Source organism: Aureibaculum marinum (assembly GCF_003813905.1).
Lineage (GTDB): Bacteria > Bacteroidota > Bacteroidia > Flavobacteriales > Flavobacteriaceae > Aureibaculum > Aureibaculum marinum.
Window position 1 is genome coordinate 1 of sequence record NZ_RPFJ01000039.1, and the last position, 1,240, is coordinate 1,240.

The 1,240-nt window shown below is 31.5% G+C and carries 1 protein-coding gene; it reads right to left on the reverse strand.

The window, feature by feature from the left end; all coding sequences use genetic code 11:
• Nucleotides 1–36: 36 nt before the first annotated feature.
• Nucleotides 37–1,008, reverse strand: coding sequence for an IS110 family RNA-guided transposase (locus EGM88_RS13565; protein ID WP_123898971.1), 972 nt, complete (start codon nucleotides 1,006–1,008; stop codon nucleotides 37–39).
• Nucleotides 1,009–1,240 lie beyond the last annotated feature (232 nt).

A 1,240-nucleotide genomic window follows, 5' to 3' on the forward strand; every position in this document is an offset into this window, starting at 1 on the left:
AACAAAGTACTGTGGTAAAAAACAAGTAAAAACTCATTAATTTTTCACTAAAGTACTTTTATAAGAATCATCATATATTAATCCTGATTTAGCAATGGCAAAGGCTTGTTTTAATAGCTTATTACACACTGCAATTAAGGCTAGTTTCTTACTCTTTCCTTTGGCAACTATTCGCTCATAAAGATCTCTACAAGCCTTGTTACATTTACAAGCATTAAAACTGCACATAAACAATAAATTTCTCAGCTTCTGATTCCCTATTTTACTAATTCGAGGTCGTCCATTTACACTGCTTCCACTTTGTCTAGTTACGGGAGTTAAGCCTGCGTAACTACATAATTCACTTGCACTTGTAAAACGATTAAATCCACCTGTTAAAACCACTAACATAATAGCTGTTTTTGGTCCAATACCTGGAATGGTTTTTAAACGTGTTAAGAGATCTTGATGTACTATTTTTACTAAATCCAATAGTTTATCTTCTAAGGTTTTCATCTCTTTTTTAAGTTGCTTTAGACTACGATTTAAAGATGATACAACAATTTTACTTGGATTACCCAAAACGGCTTCTCCATGTAATTTGTTTTTTATCATAGTACTCTGTTTTGTATATACAGAAAGGGCTCTGACGATTTGAAGACATTCTATTTCAGTCTTAGAATTACCTTGCCAAAGCTTTAATTCGACCTGCTGAGCATAATCACAAATAAGTTTTGAATCACTTTTATCTGTCTTAATTTTAGACAATTTCATCTGTATAAATCGTTTTACCGATAAAGGGTTTTCTACAGACACTTTTATACCAAATTCTAGCAAATGATACGCTAATTGATAATGGTAATAACCTGTTGCTTCCATAACACAATGACTATTATCATTTAAGAGCTTTGTGAACTTTTTAAAGCCAAATTCATTGTTTTTAAACTGATAGTAATTACCATCAGAATCGGTAACATCGAAAACTAAATGACTGATGTCAAGTCCAAAATATTTAATATCTTTATTCATAATAAAAATGTTTTTTGAAAGGACATACTACGCGAGTTTCTACGACTTAAAAGCGAGGTCTAAAAGCCTCATAGAACTGTACGAAATCTGTGTAGAAAAGAGAGGGGATTTTCAATGTTGACGAAGTCTCAAGCTTCTGCGTGTATAATAACCTTATTCCTCTCTTTTGTCTTTTCTGATTTATGCTTAAATTTAATGAATTGTAAACTTAAGCCGTGTATAATTAATTGCT